Annotated in this window: 3 protein-coding genes; all 3 read left to right on the top strand. The window is 75.8% G+C overall.

Going from position 1 to position 20644, the window contains the following annotated elements:
* Positions 1-10809: type I polyketide synthase (locus tag CRP51_RS27670; RefSeq protein ID WP_245880843.1), on the top strand; the 10809-nt coding region annotated here is incomplete at its 5' end.
* Between the two features lie 60 nt (positions 10810-10869).
* Entirely contained in the window at positions 10870-18684 is a 7815-nt protein-coding gene (locus CRP51_RS27665; RefSeq protein ID WP_097234103.1) for a type I polyketide synthase, read from the top strand.
* A gap of 32 nt (positions 18685-18716) precedes the next feature.
* A partial coding sequence (locus CRP51_RS27660; protein ID WP_141514694.1) for a type I polyketide synthase occupies positions 18717-20644 on the top strand: 1928 nt, incomplete at its 3' end.

Genomic DNA, 20644 nt, shown 5'->3' with positions numbered 1-20644 from the left:
CATCTGCATGAGTTGACCCGTGAGCATGGCCTTTCGGCGTTTGTGTTGTTCTCGTCGGTGGCTGGTGTGTTGGGTGGTCCGGGGCAGGGGAACTACGCGGCCGCCAATGCCTTTCTTGATGCGTTGGCTCAGTACCGGCAGTCGGTGGGTCTGCCCGGGGTGTCGTTGGCGTGGGGGTTGTGGGCGGCTGAGGGTGGTATGGCTGGTGGTCTGGACGCGGGGGACACGCGGCGGATCACGGGTGGTGGGTTGGTGCCCATCGCGCCGGACCGGGGGCTGGCGCTCTTCGACGCGGCCGGCTCGACCGGCCGGGCGGCCCTCGTTCCCTTGCCGCTGGATCTGTCGGCCTTGCGTCGTCAGGCGCGCACCGGGCCGGTGCCGCCGTTGCTGCGCGGTCTGGTGCGGGCCCCGGCCCGTCGGGCGGCCGCCGGCTCCGCCGCCGAGGGGTCGGCGCTGGTCCAGTCGCTCGCGGGGTTGCCCGAGGCGGAGCGGGAGAAGGCGCTGGTGGAGCTGGTGCGTACCCATGCCGCGACGGTGCTGGGCCACGGTTCCGCGCACGCCATCGCCCCCGAACGGCCGTTCAGGGAACTGGGCTTCGACTCGCTGAGCTCGGTCGAGCTGCGCAACCATCTGAACGCCGCGACCGAGTTGCGGCTGCCCGCCACCCTGGTCTTCGACTACCCGACGCCCGCCGCGCTCGCCGGCTTCATCGGCACCGAGCTGCTGGGCGAGGAAGGTGACGCGGTGGCCGGTCACCCGGCGGCCGGGACGGCGACGGCGACGGCGACGGCGACGGACGAGCCGATCGCGATCGTCGGGATGGCGTGCCGCTACCCGGGCGGGGTGGACTCCCCGGAGGCGCTGTGGCGGCTGGTGCTGGAGGGCACCGACGCCATCAGCGAGTTCCCCACCAACCGGGGTTGGGACCTCGACGCGCTCTACCACCCCGACCCCGACCACACCGGCACCTCCTACACCCGCTCCGGCGGCTTCCTGCACGATGCCGACCAGTTCGATCCGGCGTTCTTCGGGATCTCGCCGCGTGAGGCGTTGGCGATGGACCCGCAGCAGCGGCTGCTGCTTGAGGCGTCGTGGGAGGCGTTCGAACGGGCCGGCATCGATCCGCACGCGGTGCGCGGCAGCGCGGTCGGGGTCTTCGCGGGCGTGATGTACCACGACTACGTGGCCCGCCTCCGGGAGGTGCCGGAGGGTGTCGAGGGCTACCTCGGCTCCGGTGGTGCCGGCAGCATCGCCTCCGGCCGGGTGGCGTACGCGCTGGGGCTTGAGGGCCCGGCGGTCACGGTCGACACCGCCTGCTCCTCCTCGCTGGTCGCGCTGCACTGGGCGGCACAGGCGCTGCGGTCGGGCGAGTGCTCGATGGCGCTGGCCGGCGGCGTCGCGGTGATGGCGACACCGGGTACCTTTGTCGACTTCAGCCGGCAGCGCGGCCTTTCGGCGGACGGGCGCTGCAAGTCGTTCTCCGACGACGCGGACGGCACCGGCTGGGGCGAGGGCGTGGGGATGCTGCTGGTGGAGCGGCTCTCCGACGCACGCCGCAACGGCCACCCGGTGCTGGCCGTCATGCGAGGTTCGGCCGTCAATCAGGACGGTGCGTCGAACGGGTTGACGGCGCCGAACGGTCCTTCCCAACAGCGGGTGATCCGGCAGGCGTTGGCGTCGGCGGGGCTGTCGGCCGCCGAGGTGGACGCGGTGGAGGCGCACGGCACCGGCACGACGTTGGGTGACCCGATCGAGGCGCAGGCGCTGCTGGCGACCTACGGGCGGGAGAGGTCCGGGGACGAGCCGCTGTGGTTGGGCTCCATCAAGTCCAACATCGGCCACACGCAGGCCGCCGCGGGCGTCGCCGGGATCATCAAGATGGTGATGGCCATGCGCCATGGCCAGTTGCCCCCGACCCTGCATGTCGGCGAGCCCTCGACGAACGTGGACTGGTCGGCGGGCGAGGTGAAGCTGTTGACCGAGGGCCGTCCCTGGCCGGAGACGGGGCAGCCGCGCCGGGCGGCCGTCTCCTCCTTCGGCGTCAGTGGCACCAACGCGCACACCATCATCGAGCAGGTGGTGGAGCCGGGGTATCTGCCGGCTTCGGTCGGTGGTCCGGTGCCCTGGGTGGTGTCCGCCCGTGGTGCGGAGGCGTTGCGCGACCAGGCCGCGCGGTTGGGCGAACACCTCGCTTCGCGCGAGGAGTTGGCGCCGGTGGACGTGGCGTTCTCGCTCGCGACCTCGCGGGCGCCGTTCGACCATCGGGCGGTCGTGCTCGGAGAGGGCAGGGCGGCGCTGGTGGACGGCCTGGCCGCGCTCGCCGAGGGCCGGCCGTCGACGGGTGTCGTGACCGGCGCCGTCGCCAACGGCGGACTCGCGTTTCTGTTCTCGGGTCAGGGTGCGCAGCGGCTCGGCATGGGGCGTGAACTGGCGGCGCGTTTCCCGGTGTTCGCGGGTGCGTTGGACGAGGCGTTGGGGGAGTTCGAGCCGGCGGTGCGGGAGGTGTTGTTCGGTGCGGACGAGGGGGCGTTGAACGAGACGGGTGTGACTCAGCCGGCGTTGTTCGCGGTGGAGGTGGCGCTCTTCCGGCTCCTCGCGTCCTGGGGGCTCCACCCGGACGTGTTGGCCGGCCACTCCATCGGTGAGTTGGCCGCCGCGCATGTCGCGGGAGTGTGGTCCCTGTCCGACGCGGCGCGGGTGGTGGCTGCTCGGGGCGCGTTGATGCAGGCGTTGCCGACGGGTGGGGCGATGGTGGCGATCCGGGCCACCGAGGACGAGGTGGTGCCGACGCTGACCGGGGACGTCGGCATCGCGGCGGTCAACGGGCCGTCGTCGGTGGTGGTTTCCGGTGCCGAGGGGGATGTGGAGGCGGTTGCGGAGCATTGGAAGGGCGAGGGGCGGAAGGTGACGCGGCTGCGGGTCAGCCACGCGTTCCACTCGCCGTTGATGGACCCGATGCTGGAGGACTTCCGCCGGGTTCTTTCCGAAGTCAGCTACGAGACGCCCGGCCTGCCGATCGTCTCCACGCTCACCGGCCGGTCGGTATCCGCCGAGGAGCTGGCCGACCCGGACTACTGGGTGCGGCACGTCCGCGAGGCGGTCCGGTTCGCCGATGCCGTCGGCACGCTCACCGATCAGGGGATGGCCACGTTCCTGGAGGTCGGGCCCGGTGGCACGCTCTCCGCGCTCGGCCAGGAGACCGCGCCGGACGCCGCGTTCGTACCCGCCCTGCGCGCCGACCGCGACGAGGAGGCGGCGCTGCTCGCCGCCCTCGCCCAGGCCCACACGCGGGGTGTGCCGGTGGACTGGGCGGCGTTCTTCGCCGGCAGCGGCGCCCAGCGTGTCGATCTGCCCACCTACGCCTTCCAGCACCGCCGCTACTGGCTGGACGCGCCGGCCGGGGCCGGCGAGGCCGGGGCGGATGCCGAGGAGGCGCGGTTCTGGGCCGCGTTGGAGGGTGCCGCTGCGGAGGACGGGGAGGCGGAGGCGTTGGCCGCCTCGCTGGGAATCACCGACGAGGCGGCGGCCGAGTCGCTGCGTGCGGTGGCCCCCGCGCTGTCCTCCTGGCGGCGGGCGAGCCGAGCCAAGTCGGCGGTGGACGGCTGGCGTTACGCCGTCGAGTGGCAGCGGGTGGAGGTGCGGGGGCGGGGAGCGGCGCCGGTGTCCGGCCGTTGGCTGCTGGTGGTGCCGCCGGGCGACGAACGGGGCGCCGTGCTGGGTGATCTGCTCGCCGAGCGGGGCCTGGACGTGGTGTCGGTCGAGGCGGGCGCGCCGGACCGGGCGGGGCTCGCGGAGGCGCTGCGGGCCGTCCTCGCGTCCGGGGCGGGCGGCGAACTCGGCGGCGTGCTGTCGCTGTTGGCGCTGGACGAGGCGCCGCATCCGGCGCACCCCGCGGTGCCGAACGGTGCCGCGGCGACGCTGGCGCTCGTGCAGGCGCTGGGCGAGGCCGCGGTGTCGGCGCCGCTGTGGTGTCTGACGGCGGGCGCGGTGGCGGCGGTCGACGGCGACCAGGTGGCCGGCTTCGGCCAGTCGCTGGTCTGGGGCCTGGGCCGGGCCGTGGCGTTGGAACACCCGGACCGCTGGGGCGGCTTGGTGGATCTGCCGGCGGTGTGGGACGGGCCGGTGGCCGACCGGCTGGTGGGTCTGCTGGGCGGGGTCGAGGACGAGGTCGCGGTGCGTGGCGCGGCGGTGTTCGCACGGCGGCTGCGGCGCGCGGGCCGGCCGGCGGCCGGCTCCGGGTGGGTGCCGCGCGGGACGGTGCTGGTGACCGGCGGGCTGGGCGCGTTGGGCGCCAGGACCGCGCGATGGCTGGCGGAACGCGGCGCCGAGCACCTGGTGTTGGTGAGCCGGCGTGGCCGGGCGGCGGCGGGCGCCGCCGAGGTGGAGGCCGGGCTGGTGGAGTTGGGTGCCCGGGTCACGGTGGCGGCGGTGGACATCGCCGACCGGGAGGGGCTGGCGGCGCTGCTTGACCGGCTGGCCGACGCCGGCGACCGGGTGCGGGCGGTGGTGCACGCCGCCGGCACCGACGACGGGGCGCCGGTCGAGGCGCTGGACCTGGCGGGCTTCGCCGAGGCGGTGACCGGCAAGGTGGCGGGCGCCGCGCATCTGCACGAGCTGCTGGCCGACGTGCCGTTGGACGCGTTCCTCGCCTACTCGTCGATCGCCGGCGTGTGGGGCGGCGGCGGGCAGGGCGCCTACGGCGCGGCCAACGCCTACCTCGACGCGCTGGCCGCGCACCGGGTGGCGCGCGGCCTGCCGGGCACCGCCGTGGCCTGGGGGCCGTGGGACGGCGGCGGAATGGCGGACGCGGAGGCCCGCCGGCAGCTGGCCCGGCGTGGGCTGGCGGCCTTGTCGCCGGAGGCGGCGGTGGGCGCGGTCGCCGACGCCGTGGGCGGCGGCGCGGCCGGCACGGTGCTGGTGGACGTCGACTGGGAGCGGTTCGCGCCGGCGTTCACCGTGGGGCGGCCGAGCCGGCTGCTGGCCGAGTTGCCGGAGGCGCGGGACGCGGTCGCCGCCCGGCAGGGTGGCGGGTCGGCCGAGGGCGCGGAGGGCGCCGAGCTGCGGGCCCGGCTGGCGGGCCTGGACGCGGAGCGGCGCGTCGAGCTGGTGCGCGCGCTGGTGCTGGCGGAGGCCGCGGCGGTTCTGGGGCACGCGTCGGCCGACGCGGTGGACCCCGAACGGGCCTTCCGCGAGCTGGGGTTCGACTCGCTGACGGCGGTGGAGCTGCGGAACAGGCTGGTGGCGGCTTCGGGGCTGACGTTGCCCGCGACGGTGGTCTTCGACTACCCGAGCGCGGCGGCGCTCGCCGACCATCTGCTGTCGGCGGTCCTGGAGGAGACGCCGGAGAGCGCGCCGCCGGCGGTGGCGGCGGGTGTCTCCGACGAGCCGATCGCGATCGTCTCCATGGGCTGCCGGTTCCCCGGCGGGGTCGCCTCGCCCGAGGACCTGTGGCGGCTGCTGGCCGAGGGCGGCGACGCGGTCTCCGACTTCCCCGCCGACCGGGGCTGGGACCTGGCCGCGCTCTACGACCCGGACCCGGCGGCGGCCGGCACCTCGTACACCCGGGTGGGCGCGTTCCTCGACCGGGTGGCCGAGTTCGACGCCGGCTTCTTCGGGCTGTCGCCGCGTGAGGCGTTGGCGATGGACCCGCAGCAGCGGCTGCTGCTGGAGACCTCGTGGGAGGTGCTGGAGCGCGCCGGACTCGATCCCGAGGGGCTGCGGGGCGAACGGGTCGGCGTGTTCGTCGGCTCCAACATGCAGGACTACGCGACGGTGTTGGGCGCGGCGGCCGAGGATGTCGGCGGCTACGCGGCGACCGGCAGTTCGGCGAGCGTGATGTCGGGCCGGGTCTCCTACACCTTCGGTCTTGAGGGGCCCGCGGTCACGGTGGACACGGCGTGCTCCTCGTCGCTGGTGGCGCTCCACCAGGCGGTGGCCGCGCTGCGTTCGGGTGAGTGCGAGCTGGCGCTGGCCGGCGGGGTGACGGTGATGTCGACGCCCGGCGCGTTCATCGAGTTCAGCCGGCAGCGCGGCCTGGCGTCGGACGGGCGCTGCAAGGCGTTCGCCGCCGCCGCCGACGGCACCGGCTGGGGCGAGGGCATCGGGATGCTGCTGGTGGAGCGGCTCTCCGACGCCCGGCGGAACGGGCACGAGGTCCTCGCCGTGGTGAAGGGCTCCGCCGTGAACCAGGACGGTGCGTCGAACGGGTTGACGGCGCCGAACGGTCCCTCTCAACAGCGGGTGATCCGGCAGGCGTTGGCGTCGGCCGGGCTGCGTGCGGCGGATGTGGATGTGGTGGAGGCGCACGGGACGGGCACCACGTTGGGTGACCCGATCGAGGCGCAGGCGTTGCTGGCGACCTATGGGCGGGAGAGGCCAGGGGACGAGCCGTTGTGGCTGGGGTCGGTGAAGTCGAACATCGGGCACACGCAGGCGGCTGCCGGCGTCGCCGGGGTCATCAAGATGGTGCTGGCCATGCGGCACGGGGTGCTGCCCCGCACGCTGCACGTCGACGAGCCCTCGCCGCACGTCGACTGGTCGGCGGGGGCGATGGAGCTGCTCACCGAGGAGCGTGCCTGGCCGGTGACCGACCGGCCGCGGCGGGCCGGGATCTCCTCCTTCGGGTTCAGCGGCACCAACGCGCACACCATCATCGAACAGGCCCCCGCGCCCGCCCGCGGCGAGACCGGGCCGGCGCCGGCCGAGGAGGGCCCCGAGCCGCTGGCGGGCGCCGTGCCGTGGGTGCTGTCGGCCCGTTCCGGCGAGGCGCTGCGTGCGCAGGCCGCCCGGCTGCTGACGGCGGTCGCCCCCGCGCCGGAGACCGGAGAGCCGGCGACCCCCGATCCCGAACTGGTCGACATCGCACAGGCGTTGCGCGCCCGCACGGTCTTCGACCACCGGGCCGTGCTGGTGGGCGGGGACCGGGCGGAGCTGCGGGCCGGGCTGGCCGCGCTGGCCGAGGGACGCGAGGCGCCGAACCTGGTGACGGGCGTGGCGCGCGGCCGGGGCGCCGGAGTGGTGTTCGTCTTCCCCGGGCACGGCACGCAGTGGCTCGGCATGGCCCGCGAACTGCTGGACACCTCACCGGTGTTCCGCGACCGGATGGGTGAGTGTGCGGCCGCGCTCTCCGAGTTCGTCGACTGGTCGTTGCTGGACGCCCTCGACGATCCGGAGCTGATGGAACGTCTGGACGTCGTCCAGCCGGCGCTGTTCGCCGTGATGGTGTCGCTGGCCGCCGTCTGGCGGTCCTGGGGGGTCGAGCCGGGTGCCGTGCTCGGGCACTCGCAGGGCGAGATCGCGGCGGCCTGCGTCGCCGGCGCCCTGTCGCTGCCGGACGCGGCGCGGCTGGTGGTGCTGCGCAGCCGGGCGCTGGCCGCGCTGTCCGGCCGGGGCGGCATGGTCTCCGTCGCCCTGGACGTCGCCGCCGTGCGGGAGTCGCTGACCCGCTGGGACGGGCGGCTCGCGGTCGGCGTCGTCAATGGACCCGCCTCGGTGGTGGTCTCCGGCGATGTCGACGCGCTGGAGGAGCTGTTGGCCGACTGCGCGGAGCGCGGCGTGTGGGCGCGACGGGTCAGGGCCGACTACGCCCCGCACTCGCACCAGGTGGAGTCGGTCGAGGCGGAGCTGCTGGAAGGGCTGGCCGGGGTGGTGCCGCGCTCCGGCGACGTGCCCTACTACTCGCCGCTGGCCGGCGACTGGTTGGACACCGCCGCGCTGGACGCCGGCTACTGGTACCGGAGTCTGCGGCGGACGGTGGAGTTCGCCGACGCGGTCTCGGCCCTGGCGGCCGCCGGCCACCGGACCTTCGTGGAAGTCAGCCCGCACTCGGTGCTGGTCGCCGGGCTCGGCGAACTGCTCGGCGCGGACGGCGTGGTGACGGGGTCGCTGCGCCGGGGCGACGGCGGCCCGCAGCGGCTGCTGCTCTCGGCCGGCGCCCTGTTCACCGGCGGCGGCCAGGTGACGTGGCCGCTGCCCGCCGCGCGGCGGGTGACGCTGCCGACCTACCCGTTCCAGCGGCAGCGGTTCTGGCCCACCACGGCGCCGGCCGCCGCCGGCGACGTGACGGCCGCCGGGCTCGCCCGGGTCTCGCACCCGGTGCTGGGCGCGGTCACCGAACTCCCCGACTCCGAGGGGCTGGTGTTCAGCGGGCGGCTGTCCGCGCGCAGCCACCCGTGGCTGGGCGACTACCGGGTGCTGGGCTCGGCGGTGCTGCCCGGCGCCGCCTATGTGGACCTGGCGCTGCGCGCCGGGGACCAGGTGGGCTGCCCGGCGCTGGAGGAGCTGGTGCTGGAGACGCCGCTGGTGCTGCCGGAACGGGACGGCACCCAGGTGCGGTTGAGCGTCGCCGGGCCGGACGAGGCGGGCCGGCGGGCGTTCACCGTGGACGCGCGGGGCGACCGGGGCGGCGGCTGGACGCGGCACGCGACCGGCACCCTGGCGGCCGAGGCCCCGCCCGTCACCGGGGAGCTGGTGGCCTGGCCCCCGGCCGAGGCGGAGCCGGTCGAGCTGGCCGGCCACTACCCGGCGCTCGCCGCCGCCGGCCTGGACCACGGCCCGGCCTTCCGGGGGCTGCGCGCCGCCTGGCGGAAGGGCGACGAGGTGTTCGCCGAGGTGGAGTTGGCGGCGGGGCTCGCCGAGGACGGCTTCGACCTGCACCCCGCGCTGCTGGACGCCGCGCTGCACGCCGCCGCCGGGCACGCGACACCGGTGGACGGGCTGCCGTTCTCCTGGAACGGGGTGCGGCTGCTGGCGACCGGTGCGACGGCGCTGCGGGTCCGGCTGACGCCGGTCGGCATGTCCGGCTTCGCGCTGCTCGCCACCGACGGGGCCGGCCAACCGGTCGTGGCCGTCGACGAGTTGAGTGCCCGGCCGATCTCCGCCGAGCGGCTGGACCTGGCCAGGTCGGCGCACCGGGACGCGCTCTTCGGGGTGGAGTGGGTGCCGATGGCGGACGCCGCGCCCGACTCCGGGCCCTGGGCGGTGCTCGGCGACACCGCCGGGCGGCTGGCGCGGGCGCTCACCGCGGCCGGCGCGCCGGCCGACGAGCACCGCGACCTGGCGGCGCTGGTGGCCGCCGTCGACGGCGGCGCGCCGGCGCCCCGCTGGGTGGCGGTCGCCCCCGGTGAGGGCGCCACGACACCGGCCGAGGCGACCCGGGACACCCTCGCGCTCCTCCAGGGCTGGCTGGCCGACGGCCGGTTCGCCGCCTCCCGGCTGGTGCTGGTGACCGGCGGCGCGGTGGCGGCCGGGCCGGACGAGGACGTGCCGGACCTGGTGCGGGCGCCCGTCTGGGGGCTGGCGCGGTCCGCGCAGTCCGAGCACCCGGACCGGTTCACGCTGGTCGACGTGGACGGCGCCGACCGGTCGCCTCGGGCGCTGCCCACCGTGGTGGCGGCCGGCGAGCCGCAGGCCGCGATCCGGGACGGCGCCGTCTCGGTGCCCCGGCTGGCCCGGCTGGCCGGGCCGGCCGACGCGCCCGCGCCGGAACCGTTCGCGGCCGGCGGCGCGGTGCTCGTCACCGGCGGCCTGGGCGCGCTGGGCGGGCTGACCGCGAGGCACCTGGTGGCCAGGCACGGCGTGCGGGAGTTGGTGCTGGCCGGCCGGCGCGGCCCGGCGACGCCGGGCGCCGACGCGCTGTGCGCGGAGCTGACCGAGCTGGGCGCCCGGGTCACCGCGGTCGCCTGCGACCTGGGCGACCGGGAGGCGGTGGCGGCGCTGCTCGCGGCGCACCCGGTGACGGCGGTGGTGCACGCGGCGGGCGTGCTGGACGACGGGGTGGTGGAGTCCCTGACGCCGGAGCAGGTCGACGGGGTGTTCCGCCCCAAGGCCGACGCGGCGTGGCATCTGCACGAGCTGACCCGCGAGCTTGACCTGTCGGCGTTCGTGCTGTTCTCCGCGGCGGCCGGCACCTTCGGCGGCCCCGGGCAGGGCAACTACGCGGCGGCCAACGCGTTCCTCGACGCCCTGGCCCAGCACCGGCGGGCCGCCGGGCTGCCCGCCACCTCGCTGGCCTGGGGCCTGTGGGGGGCGGCGAGCGGCCTCACCGAGCATCTCGCCGACGCCGACCTGCGGCGGCTGGCGCGCGGCGGCATGGTGCCGCTGGCCGACGACGAGGGCATGGCGCTCCTGGACGCGGCCCGCGCGACCGGCGCCGCGACGGCGGTGCCCGCCGCGCTCGACCTGGCCGCGCTGCGGGCCCACCCGGACCGGGTGCCGCCGCTGCTGCGCGGCCTGGTGCCGGCGCCGGCCCGCCGCTCCGCGCGGTCCGGCGGGGACGCCGGGGCGGTGCCGCTGGCCCAGCGGCTCGCCGACCTGACCGAGGCGGAGCAGCACCGGGTGCTGGTCAGGCTGGTGCGCGGCCACACGGCGGCGGTCCTCGGCTTCGCCGGGCCGGAGGCCGTCGACCCCGACCGCGCGTTCAAGGAGCTGGGCTTCGACTCGCTGACCGCCGTCGAGCTGCGCAACCGGCTGGACGCGGAGGCCGGTTCGCGGCTGCCGGCGACGCTGGTCTTCGACCATCCGAGCCCGGCGGCGCTCGCCGCGCACCTGCGGGCGACGGTGCTGGCCGACTCGGCCACGCCGGCCGCCGAGGTGCTGGGCGAGCTGAACCGGCTGACCGTCTCCCTCGCCAAGCTCGACCCGGACGACGCGCTGGCCGGCGACATCAGGCTGCGCCTGCGGTCGCTGCTGACCGCCTGGGAGGGCGGGACCCCCGACGGCCGCGAACCGGCCGGCGCCGAGGACGACCTGAGCGGCGCGGAGACGCTCGACGACGTCTTCCAGATCATCGACGGCGAACTCGACTCCTGACCCGCGGCGCGGACGCCGACCCGGACGACCACGGACTCCACCAAGAGGGGTAGCACGCACATGTCGCACGACGACAAGGTCCTCGACTACCTGAAGCGCCTGACCGCCGACCTGCGGGTGACCAGGCAACGGCTGCGCGACGTCGAGGAGCGGGCCACCGAGCCGATCGCGATCGTCGGCATGGCCTGCCGCTTTCCCGGCGGAGTCGCCTCGCCCGAGGACCTGTGGCGGCTGGTCGCCTCGGGAACGGACGCGGTGGCGGAGTTCCCCACCGACCGCGGCTGGGACGTCGAGGCGCTCTACGACCCGGACCCGGCGCACCCCGGCACCAGCTACAGCCGGCACGGCGCGTTCCTGGCGGACGTGGGCGGCTTCGACGCGGACCTCTTCGGGATCTCGCCGCGTGAGGCGCTGGCGATGGACCCGCAGCAGCGGCTGCTGCTGGAGACCTCCTGGGAGACGTTCGAACGGGCCGGCATCGCCCCGGACGCGCTGCGCGGCAGCCGGACGGGTGTCTTCGTCGGCACCAACGGGCAGGACTACGCGCCGCTGCTGACGGCCTCCCGGGAGAACGTCGACGGCTATGTCGGCACCGGCAGCGCCGCCAGTGTCATCTCCGGCCGGGTCTCCTACACCTTCGGGCTTGAGGGGCCCGCGGTCACGGTGGACACGGCGTGCTCGTCGTCGCTGGTGGCGCTCCACCAGGCGGTGGCCGCGCTGCGTTCGGGTGAGTGCGAGTTGGCGCTGGCCGGCGGGGTGACGGTGATGTCGACGCCGGGTGTCTTCGTGGAGTTCAGCCGGCAGCGCGGCCTGGCGTCGGACGGGCGGTGCAAGGCGTTCGCGGACGGCGCGGACGGCACCGGGTGGGGCGAGGGCGTGGGGATGCTGCTGGTGGAGCGGCTCTCCGACGCGCGGCGCAACGGGCACCGGGTGCTGGCCGTGGTGAAGGGGTCCGCGGTCAACCAGGACGGCGCGTCGAACGGGTTGACGGCGCCGAACGGTCCTTCCCAACAGCGGGTGATCCGGCAGGCGTTGGAGAGCGCGGGTCTGACCACGGCGGATGTGGACGCGGTGGAGGCGCATGGCACCGGCACCACGTTGGGCGACCCGATCGAGGCGCAGGCGCTGCTGGCCACCTACGGCCAGGGCCGCACCGGCGAGCCGCTGTGGCTGGGCTCGGTGAAGTCGAACATCGGCCACACCCAGGCCGCGGCCGGCGTGGTCGGCGTGATCAAGATGGTGGCGGCCATGCGCCACGGCCAGTTGCCGCCCACGCTGCACGTGGACCGGCCGTCGACGCACGTCGACTGGTCGGCGGGCGAGGTCGAGCTGCTGACCGAGGCCCGCCCCTGGCCGGAGACCGGCCGGCCGCGCCGGGCCGGGATCTCCTCCTTCGGGGTGAGCGGCACCAACGCGCACACCATCATCGAACAGGCTCCGGAAGCACCTCCGGAGGCCGAGGAGCGCGCCGTGCCGCCGGCCGTCGCCGTGCCGCCCTGGCCGCTGTCGGCCCACGACCCGGCGGCGCTGCGCGCCCAGGCCGCGCGGCTGCGCCCGGCGCTCGTCGACCCCGACCCGGTGGAGGCCGCCAGGGCGCTCGCCACCGGCCGGGCGGCACTGGCCAGGCGCGCGGTGATCCTCGCCGACAGCCAGGAGACCCGGCTGGCCGCCCTGGACGCGCTGGCCGAGGGCCGGCCGACGCCGGACGCGGTCACCGGAACGGCCGGCAGCGGCTCGCTGGCCTTCCTGTTCTCGGGTCAGGGTGCGCAGCGGCTGGGGATGGGGCGTGAACTGGCGGCTCGTTTCCCGGTGTTCGCGGAGGCGCTGGACGAGGCGCTGGCGCACTTCGACCCGGTGGTTGCCGAGGCCCTTTGGGGCGCGGACGAGGGGGCGTTGAACGAGACGGGGGTGACCCAGCCGGCGTTGTTCGCCGTCGAGGTGGCGCTGTTCCGGTTGTTGGAGTCCTGGGGCGTCCGTCCCGAGGTCCTTGCCGGGCATTCGATCGGTGAGTTGGCGGCGGCGCATGTGGCCGGTCTCTGGTCTCTGTCGGATGCGGCGCGGGTGGTGGCGGCGCGTGCCGGGTTGATGCAGGCGTTGCCGAGCGGTGGGGCGATGGTGGCGATCCGGGCGACCGAGGCGGAGGTGGTGCCGACGCTGACCGGGAACGTCGGCATCGCGGCGGTCAACGGGCCGTCGTCCGTGGTGGTTTCCGGTGCCGAGGGCGATGTGGAGGCGGTCGCGGAGCATTGGAAGGCCGAGGGGCGGAAGGTGACGCGGCTGCGGGTCAGCCACGCGTTCCACTCGCCGTTGGTGGACCCGATGCTGGAGGACTTCCGCCGGGTACTCGACAGCGTCAGCTACGAGACGCCCACCGTTCCGCTCGTCTCGACGCTGACCGGCCGGTCGGTATCCGCCGAAGAGTTGGCCGACCCGGACTACTGGGTGCGACACGTCCGCGAGGCGGTCCGGTTCGCCGACGCCGTCACCTCGCTGAGCGGCGAGGGCGTGACCACCTTCGTCGAGGTCGGGCCCGGCGGCACGCTCTCCGCGCTCGGCCAGGAGACCGCGCCCGACGCCGCGTTCGTCCCCACCCTGCGCGCCGACCGCGACGAGGAGACGGCGCTGCTGACCGCGTTGGCCAGGGCCCACGTCCGGGGCGTCCCGGTCGACTGGACGGCGCTGCTCGGCGCCGGCAGCGGCGCGCGACGCGTCGAGCTGCCGACCTACGCGTTCCAACGGGCACGTTTCTGGCCCGACGGCACGGCCCTGGTCGGCGGCGGCACGCCCCGCGCCACGCCCGACGATGACGCACCGTCCCGCCGCACCGCCGCCGACGCCCTCGCCGCCGCCGGCTCCGCGCTGGCCCGCTCGCTGGCCGGCCTGACCGACGAAGACCGCGCGCGGGCGCTGCGGGAGCTGGTCCGCACCCACGCCGCCCTCGTCCTCGGCCACGGCACCGCCCGCACCGTCGACGCCGACCGGCCGTTCAAGGAACTGGGCTTCGACTCGCTGACCGCCGTCGAACTGCGCAACCAGCTCACCGAGGCCACCGAGCTGGCCCTGCCGGCCACCCTCGTCTTCGACTACCCGACGCCGGCCGCGCTCGCCGCGTTCCTCGACGCCGAACTGACCGGCGCGCCCGACCCCGGCCCGCGCAGGTCCGGCCAGGTCGCCGCCTTCGACGAGCCGATCGCCCTCGTCGGCATGAGCTGCCGCTACCCGGGCGGCGTCAACTCGCCCGAGGACCTGTGGCGGCTGGTGCGCGACGAGGTCGACGCCATCACCGAGTTCCCCGCCAACCGGGGCTGGGACCTGACCACGCTCTACCACCCCGACCCGGACCGCCAGGGCACCACCTACACCCGCTCCGGCGGCTTCCTGCACGAAGCCGACCGCTTCGACCCGGCCTTCTTCGGCATCTCGCCGCGCGAGGCGCTCACCATGGACCCGCAGCAGCGGCTGCTGCTGGAGACCTCCTGGGAGGCGTTCGAACGCGCCGGCATCGACCCGCAGTCGGCCCGCGGCCGCGACGTCGGCGTCTTCACCGGCACCAACATGCAGGACTACGGCACCCTGCTGGCCGCCAGCGGGGAGAGCGTCGAGGGCTACATAGGCACCGGCAACGCGGCCAGCGTCGTCTCCGGCCGGGTCTCCTACACCTTCGGCCTTGAGGGCCCGGCGGTCACCGTCGACACCGCCTGCTCCTCCTCGCTGGTCGCCCTGCACTGGGCGGCCCAGGCGCTCCGCCAGGGCGAGTGCTCGCTGGCGCTCGTCGGGGGCGTGGCGGTGATGTCGACGCCGGACTCCTTCATCGACTTCAGCCGACAGCGCGGCCTCGCCGCCGACGGGCGCTGCAAGTCGTTCTCCGACAGCGCGGACGGCACCGGCTGGGGCGAGGGCGTCGGCGTGCTGGTGCTCCAGCGGCTGAGCGACGCCCGCCGCGAGGGCCACCGGGTGCTGGCCGTGGTGAAGGGGTCCGCGGTCAACCAGGACGGCGCGTCCAACGGGCTGACCGCGCCGAACGGCCCTTCCCAACAGCGGGTGATCCGGCAGGCGTTGGCGTCGGCCGGGCTGACGGCCGCCGACGTGGACGCGGTGGAGGCGCACGGCACCGGCACCACGTTGGGCGACCCGATCGAGGCGCAGGCGCTGCTGGCCACCTACGGCCGCGACCGGGCGGAGGGCGAGCCGCTGTGGCTGGGCTCGCTGAAGTCCAACATCGGCCACACCCAGGCGGCGGCGGGTGTCGCCGGGGTCATCAAGATGGTGATGGCCATGCGGCACGGCGTGCTGCCCCGCACCCTGCATGTCACCGAGCCGACCTCCGGGGTCGACTGGTCGGCCGGCGGCGTCGAGCTGCTGACCGAGGCCCGCCCCTGGCCGGAGGCCGACCGGCCCCGCCGGTTCGGCGTCTCCTCGTTCGGCTTCAGCGGCACCAACGCGCACGCCGTCATCGAACAGGCGCCGGCGGCCGAGGAACCACCGCCGGCCGCGCCGCGCCCGCCCGTGCTGGCGCTGCCGCTCGCCGCGCGCGGCGAGGACGTGCTGCCGGCGCAGGCCGCCCGGCTGCACGCCCATCTGACGGCCCACCCCGAGCTGCCGCCGCTCGACGTCGCCCACACGCTGGCCGTCAGCCGCCCCGCGCTCGACCACCGCGCGGTCGTCCTCGGCCCGGACCGCGCCACCCTGCTCGACGGGCTCGCCGCCCTCGCCGAGGGCCGCACCCACAGCGCGCTGGTCACCGGCTCGGCCACCGGGCAGCGGCTGGCGTTCCTCTTCTCCGGGCAGGGCAGCCAACGCCTCGGCATGGGCCGTGAACTCGCCGACACCCACCCCGTGTTCGCCGAGTCGCTGAACGAGACGCTGGCCCTCTTCGACCCGGCCGTGCGGGCCGCGCTCGACGGCGCGGACGAGGGGGCGTTGAACGAGACGGGCCTCACCCAGCCGGCGCTGTTCGCCGTCGAGGTCGCCCTCCACCGCCTCCTGGAGTCCTGGGGCGTCCGCCCCGACCTGCTCGCCGGCCACTCCGTCGGCGAGCTGGCCGCCGCCCACGTCGCCGGGCTGTGGACCCTGCCCGACGCGGCGAAGGTGGTCGCGGCCCGCGCCGGCCTGATGCAGGCACTGCCGCCCGGCGGCGCCATGGCCGCCGTCCGCGCCACCGAGGCCGAGATCGTCCCGACACTGACCGACCACGTCGGCATCGCCGCCGTCAACGGCCCCACCTCGGTGGTGATCTCCGGCCCCGCCCCCGACGTCACCAAGATCGCCGACCACTGGCGGGCCGAGGGCCGCAAGGTGACGCCCCTGAAGGTCAGCCACGCCTTCCACTCCCCGCTGATGGAGCCCATGCTCGACGACTTCCGGCGCGTACTGGAAAGCGTCAGCTACGCCACCCCCACCCTCCCGATCGTCTCCACCCTCACCGGCCGGCGCGCCACCCCCGACGAACTCGCCTCGCCCGACTACTGGGTGCGGCACGCGCGGCAGCCCGTCCGGTTCGCCGACGCCGTCGACACCCTCGTCGCCGAGGAGACCGACCTCTTCCTGGAGATCGGCCCCGGCAGCACGCTCACCGCCCTCGGCCGGGAGACCGCGCCCGACGCCACCTTCCTGCCCGCCCTGCACACCGCCGACCGGACCGAGCCGCTCGCCCTGGCCACCGCCGCCGCCGGGTTGCACGTGCGCGGCGGCACCGTCGACTGGTCCGCGCTCGCCCCCGGCGGTCGCCACGCCGACCTGCCCACCTACGCCTTCCGCCGCGCCCGCTACTGGCCCAAGCCGCCCACCCGCCATGCCACCGGCCGTGGTTCCGCCGTCGACGAGCGGTTCTGGACCGCCGTCGCCGAAGGCGACCTCGGCGGCCTCGCCGACACCCTGGCCATCGCCCCCGACGAACCGATCGGCACCGTGCTGCCCCGGCTCTCCCACTGGCGGCGCGAACAGGCCGCCCACACCGCCGCCGACAGCTGGCGCTACCGCGCCACCTGGCGCGCCCTCGACGACGCCCCGGCCACCCTCACCGGCACCTGGCTGGTGGTCAGCCGCGACGGCGGCGGCACCGCGCCCCTCACCGCGGCGCTCACCCGCCACGGCGCCCGCGTCCTGCCCCTGCACACCGGCGACAGCCCCGACCGCGCCTCGCTGGCCGCGCTGCTCACCACCGAGGAACCCGTCGCCGGCGTGCTCTCCCTGCTCGCCCTCGACCCGACCCCGCCGGCCGACGGCGGCCTGCCCGCCACCCTCGCCCTCGTCCAGGCCCTCGACGACCGCGACCTCGACGTCCCCCTGTGGTGCGCGACCAGCGGTGCCGTCACCGTCGGCGCGGCCGACCCACCCGCCCGGCCGGAACAGGCGGCGCTCTGGGGCCTCGGCCGCGTCGCCGCCCTGGAACGGCCGGACGGCTGGGGCGGCCTGATCGACCTGCCCACCACACTCGACGAGCCGGCCGCCGCCCGCCTCGCCGGCATCCTCACCCGCGCCCAGGGCGAGGACCAACTCGCGCTCCGCCCCGCCGGCGTGTACGCCCGCCGGCTGCTGCCCGCGCCCCCAGGACCGGCCAACGACTGGCGACCCACCGGCACCGTCCTGGTCACCGGCGGCACCGGCTCCCTCGGCCGGCACATCGCCCACTGGCTGGTCGACCGCGGTGCCCCCCACCTGCTGCTCACCAGCCGGCGCGGCCCCGACGCCCCCGGCGCCCGGGAGCTGGCCGCCGAACTCACCGCGCGCGGCGCCCGCGTCACCGTCGCCGCCTGCGACGCCGCCGACCGGGACGCGCTGGCCGCGCTCCTCGCCACCATCCCCGACGACCAGCCGCTCAGCACCGTCGTGCACGCCGCCGGCGTCCTCGACGACGGCGTCCTCACCTCCCTCACCCCCGACCGCTTCGCCACCGTGCTCAGGCCCAAGGTCGACGCCGCCGTCAACCTGCACGAACTCACCCGCGACCGGGAACTGACCGCGTTCGTCCTGTTCTCCTCCGTCGCCGCCACCTTCGGCGCCCCCGGCCAGGCCAACTACGCCGCCGCCAACGCCCGGCTCGACGCCCTCGCCGAGTTGCGCGCCGCCGAGGGCCTGCCCGCCACCGCCGTCGCCTGGGGCCCCTGGGACGGCGGCGGCATGGCCGAAGGGCCACTCGGCGAAGCGCTGCGCCGCCGCGGCCTGCCTCCGCTCGACCCCGAACGGGCCGTCGCCGCCCTCGACCGCGCCATCCGGCACGGCGCCCCCACCGAACTGGTCGCCGACGTCGACTGGGAGGTGTTCACCCCCACCTTCACCGCCGTCCGCCCCAGCCCGCTGCTGAGCGAACTCCCCGGCGGCCGGCCCGCCACCGGGGGGCCCGCCGCCGAGACCGGCCAGTCCGCCGACCTGGCCACCACCCTCGCCACCCTGCCCCCGGAGGAACGCGCCCGCGCCGTACTCGACCTGGTCCGCGAACAGGCCGCCGCCGTCCTCGGCCACCAGGGCGGCCGGACCGTCGAACCAGAACGGGCCTTCCAGGACCTCGGCTTCGACTCCCTCACCGCCGTCGAGTACCGCAACATCCTCAACGCCACCACCGGGCTGAACCTGCCCGCCACGCTCGTCTTCGACCACCCCACGCCGGCCGCCCTCGCCGACCACGTCCTCACCCGACTACCCGGCGGCCAGGCCCCGTCCCTGGACACCGAGCTGGACCGTCTTGAGTCCGCGCTGTCCCTCCTCACCCCGGACGACACCCGGCACGCCGACATCGGCGCCCGCCTCCGCGCACTGCTCTCCCGCTGGGACGAGACGCACTCCCGCACCGAAGCCGCCGACACCGGCACGGACGCGCGCACCGCCTCCGCCGACGAACTGCTCGCGCTGCTCGACGACGAACTCGGTAGGTCCTGAAGCCAATGAACACGCCTGAAGGGTCGCAACACATGTCGAACGAGGAGAAGTACCTCGACTACCTCCGGCGGGCCACCGTGGACCTCCAGGAGATGCGCGGCAAGCTCCGCGAGGTCGAGGAGCGCGAGTCCGAGCCGATCGCCGTCGTCGGCATGAGCTGCCGCTTCCCCGGCGGCGTCGCGTCGCCCGAGGACCTGTGGCGGCTGCTCGCGGACGGCCGGGACGCCGTCACCGAGTTCCCCACCGACCGGGGCTGGGACCTGGACGCCCTCTTCGACGACGACCCGGACCGCCAGGGCACCTCCTACAGCCGGCACGGCGCCTTCGTCCACGACGTGCCCGACTTCGACCCCGCCTTCTTCGGCATCTCCCCCCGGGAGGCCGCCGCCATGGACCCGCAGCAGCGGCTGCTGCTGGAGACCTCCTGGGAGGTGCTGGAGCGCGCCGGCATCGACCCGGGCAGCCTGCGCGGCAGCCGGTCCGGCGTCTTCGTCGGCACCAACGGCCAGGACTACGCGGTGCGTCTGGCGACCGGCGCCCCCGAGGGCTACGAGGGCTACATAGGCACCGGCAACGCCGCGAGCATCATCTCCGGCCGCGTCGCCTACACCCTCGGCTTCGAGGGCCCCGCCCTGACCGTGGACACCGCCTGCTCCTCCTCGCTCGTCGCCCTGCACCTCGCGGTGCACGCGCTGCGGCACGGCGAGTGCCCCCTCGCCATCGCCGGCGGCGTCACCGTCATGTCCACCCCCGGCGTCTTCATCGACTTCAGCCGGCAGCGGGGGCTGGCCCTGGACGGGCGCTGCAAGGCGTTCGCCGACGGCGCCGACGGCACCGCCTGGGGCGAGGGGGCCGGGCTGCTGCTCCTGGAGCGGCTCTCCGACGCCCAGCGCAACGGCCACCCGGTCCTCGCCGTCATCCGCGGCTCCGCCATCAACCAGGACGGCGCCTCCAACGGGCTGACCGCGCCCAACGGTCCTTCCCAACAGCGCGTGATCCGCCAGGCGTTGACCTCCGCCGGGCTCACGGCCGCCGACGTGGACGCCGTCGAGGCACACGGCACCGGCACCCGGCTCGGCGACCCGATCGAGGCGCAGGCGCTGCTCGCCACCTACGGCCAGGGCCGGCCGGCCGACCGGCCGCTCTGGCTCGGCTCCGTCAAGTCCAACATCGGGCACACCCAGGCCGCCGCCGGTGTGGTCGGCGTGATGAAGATGATCCTGGCCATGCGGCACGGCGAGCTGCCGCGCACCCTGCACGTCGACGCGCCGTCCACCCATGTCGACTGGTCGGCGGGCGCGGTGGAACTGCTCACCGAGCACCGCCCCTGGCCGGAGACCGGGCAGCGGCGCCGGGCCGGCGTCTCCTCGTTCGGCGTCAGCGGCACCAACGCGCACGTCATCGTCGAGCAGGCCCCCGAGGCGGCGGAGACCGCCGAGGCGGCCGAAACCGGCGACCGGCTGCCGCCCGGGACCCTCCTGCCCTGGGTGCTCTCCGCCCGCAGCGCGGAGGCGCTCCGCGCCCAGGCCGCCCGGCTCGCCGCCGGCCTCGGCGACCACGACCCCGCCGACATCGGCCACGCCCTGGTGACCTCGCGGGCGACATGGGAGCACCGCGCGGTGGTCGTCGCGGGCGAACGCTCCGAGTTCCGGGCCGCGTTGGCGGCGTTGGCCGAGGGGCGCTCCAGCGGCGCCGTGGTCACCGGCGTCGCCGACGAGCCGGGGCGGTTGGGGTTCCTGTTCTCGGGTCAGGGTGCGCAGCGGTTGGGGATGGGGCGTGAGCTGGCGTCGCGTTTCCCGGTGTTCGCGGAGGCGCTGGACGAGGCGTTGGGGGAGTTCGAGCCGGCGGTGCGGGCGGTGTTGTTCGGTGCGGACGAGGGGGCGTTGAACGAGACGGGGGTGACTCAGCCGGCGTTGTTCGCGGTGGAGGTGGCGCTCTTCCGGCTTCTTGAGTCCTGGGG

The sequence above is a fragment of the Streptomyces zhaozhouensis genome (assembly GCF_900230195.1).
GTDB lineage: Bacteria > Actinomycetota > Actinomycetes > Streptomycetales > Streptomycetaceae > Streptomyces > Streptomyces zhaozhouensis.
This window is presented reverse-complemented; position numbering and strand designations above follow the sequence as displayed.